We start from the raw sequence: 2,753 nt of genomic DNA, 5'->3' as shown, positions 1-2,753 counted from the left end.
GGCCGGGCTCGATGGTGGTCGGTGAGGAGGGCGTCGCCGACGACCCGGGGTTGCTGCGGCACCTGCGCGACGGCGGGGACGTCTGGCTGGTCGACCCGGTCGACGGTACTGCCAACTTCGCCGCCGGTCGCCGCCCGTTCGCCCTGATGGTGTCGTTACTGAGCGACGGTCGGCCGACCGCCGGTTGGATCCTCGACCCGCTCGCCGACCCGCTCGCCGCAGGGTGGGCGGACGAGGGCACCCTGCTCAACGGTCGGCCCGTCGACAGCACGGTGCCGCCGCTCGGCGAGCTGCGCGGGGCGGCGATGACCAAATTCCTGCCGCCGGAGACCCGCGACCGGGTCCGCGCGGGCGGTCAGCGGCTCGGTGAGCTGCTGCCCGGCCTGCACTGCGCCGGTCGGGAGTACCTGGACATCCTCACCGGCGAGCAGCAGTTCGTCCTCTTCTGGCGCACCCTGCCCTGGGATCACGCCCCGGGCACCCTGCTGGTCCGGGCCGCCGCCGCCGGGGGTGTCGCCCGCCGGTTCGACGGCGTCGACTACCACCCCGCCGACGACGGCCGCGGTCTGCTGGTGGCGGCCAACGAGCAGGTCTGGGCCGAGGTGCACGACGCGCTGCTCACCACCTGATCGGCGCGCTGCGCGACCGCGTTGGGACGCTGCGTCGACATCGGGACAGCCCGAGGGTCAGGGGGCTGGTCACCGGCCCGCAGTCCGGTATCGTGACCGGCGGTCTCCGCCAGCAGGCCGCCGACCGGCGTCGCGTGCAGTGTCAATCGGGGGCCGGCGGTCTACGGAAGGACGCTTTCGTGCCCAGGACCAGGCTCAGCCCGCGGCTCGGTCGCCGCGCTCTGTTCGCCCTGCTCGCCGCCGTCGCGCTGGTGCTCGGCGGTGCCGTTGCGCCCGCGTACGCGGAGCCGGGTGAGGGTGGCAGCAAGAAGCTGCAGGACGCGCTGGAGCTGACCGCCCGGGGGCACATCGAGGCGAAGGCCAAACTGGACAATTCCAAGCGTCGCCAGACGGCGCTGAACGGCGAGCTGACGACGCTGGAGGGTCGGCTGGTCGGGCTCAGCGCGCAGGTGGGTGAGGTGGCCGCCCAGTCGTACCGGGTGGGTCGGCTGAGCGCGGTCTCGATGCTGCTCAACACCGCCACGCCGGAGGCGTTCCTGCAACGCGCCGGTGACCTCGACCTGATGGCCCAGCGGGACAGCAAGCGGCTGCGTGACCTCACCGAGGCTCGGCAGCAGGCGCAGCAGGCCAAGGTCGCCATCGACGCCGAGGTCCGCGAGCAGCAGAAGCAGCTCGCGGTGATGGCGAAGAAGAAGAAGGAAGCCGAGGAGGCGCTGGCCGAGGTCAGCTCCGGCGGCAGCAACGGTTTCAGCGGTGGCAGCTCCGCCTCGGCGAAGCCGGCGCCGCGCAACTCCGACGGGTCCTGGCCGTCGGAGTCCTGCTCGGTGAAGGACCCGACCACCTCCGGGTGCATCACTCCGCGCACCCTCAACGCGCTCAAGCAGACCCAGGCGGCCGGCTACAAGCGGCACGTCTCCTGCAAGCGCAGCGGCGGCAGCGGCGAGCACCCGAAGGGCAGGGCCTGCGACTTCTCGGCCGCCACGAACGGCTTCGAGGACAAGAACGCGACCGGCGGCGACAAGGCGTACGGGGACAGCCTGGCCGCCTGGCACGTGCGCAACGCCGACCGGCTGGGCGTGCTCTACGTGATCTGGTATCGGCAGATCTGGCATCCCGGCACCGGGTGGCGCTCGTACAGTGGTAGCGGCTCACCGGCGGCGTCCCACACGAACCATGTTCATCTCTCGATGTACTGACCCGAAGCACCAGCTTCGCTGCGTACCATCGCGACGATGAGCTCCCCACCGTCCGACGTAGCGGCCCTGCCAGCGCACCCGGCCCCGCCCGTGCCGACAACCGGCCGGGCGCTGCCCAACGGCCTGGCCGCCTTCCTGGTGTTCCTCTCCAGCGGTGCCGTGCTGGTGCTGGAGACCGTCGCGCTGCGCCTGGTCGGCCCGTACGTCGGGGTGACCCTTCAGGTGACCAGCTCGGTGATCGGCATCGCGTTGGCCGCGATCGCGTACGGGGCGTGGTCCGGCGGTTGGCTCGCCGACCGGCGCAACCCACGAGGTCTGCTGGCGCCGGCGTTGGTGCTGGCCGGCATCGCCACAGCTGTCACCCTGCCCGTCGTCCGGTACGCCGGTGAGGTGCTGCGCGGTGGTGCGGCCAGCGGCATCCTGCTGCTCGTCGCGCTGGCGGTGTTCGTGCCAGCCGCGTTGCTGGCCGCGGTCACCCCGTTGGTGGTGAAACTCCAGCTCGCCGACCTGCGCCGCACCGGCCAGGTGGTCGGTCGGCTCTCCGGGATCGGCACCCTGGGCGGCATCACCGCAACCCTGCTCACCGGGTTCGTGCTGGTCGCCGCACTGCCCAGCACCGTCATCCTGCTGGCCCTGGCGCTCGCGCTCGGGCTGGTCGGCATCGGCCTCGGCTGGTACCTGCGCCGGCAGGAGCCCACCGAGCTGCCCGGTCCGGCCCGGGCCCGGGCCGCGCTGGCCGTGCTCGGCCTGGTCGGGGCGGGGCTGAGCACCGTGGCGCCCAACCCGTGCGACATCGAGACGGCGTACCACTGCGCCCGGGTCACAGCGGACCCGGCCCGGCCCAGCGGGCGGACGTTGCTGCTCAACTCCGCCCAGCACTCGTACGTGGACCTCGCCGACCCGAAGCACCTGGAGTACGCGTACACGA

At 72.6% G+C, this 2,753-nt stretch carries 3 protein-coding genes; all 3 read left to right on the top strand.

Going from position 1 to position 2,753, the window contains the following annotated elements:
• Positions 1-629: inositol monophosphatase family protein (locus tag KBX53_RS28690; protein WP_210862694.1), on the top strand; the 629-nt coding region annotated here is incomplete at its 5' end.
• 179 nt (positions 630-808) lie between these two features.
• Positions 809-1,825, top strand: a complete 1,017-nt coding sequence (locus KBX53_RS28685) for a hypothetical protein (RefSeq protein ID WP_030329778.1) — start codon at positions 809-811, stop codon at positions 1,823-1,825.
• Between the two features lie 36 nt (positions 1,826-1,861).
• Positions 1,862-2,753, top strand: an 892-nt coding sequence (locus KBX53_RS28680; protein ID WP_247676369.1) for a fused MFS/spermidine synthase, incomplete at its 3' end; no start/stop codon positions are given.

Origin of the sequence: Micromonospora sp. M51 (assembly GCF_018070305.1) — a bacterium.
Lineage (GTDB): Bacteria > Actinomycetota > Actinomycetes > Mycobacteriales > Micromonosporaceae > Micromonospora > Micromonospora parva.
Note: the sequence above shows the minus strand (reverse complement) of the source record. Positions and strands in the feature narration are given on the sequence as shown.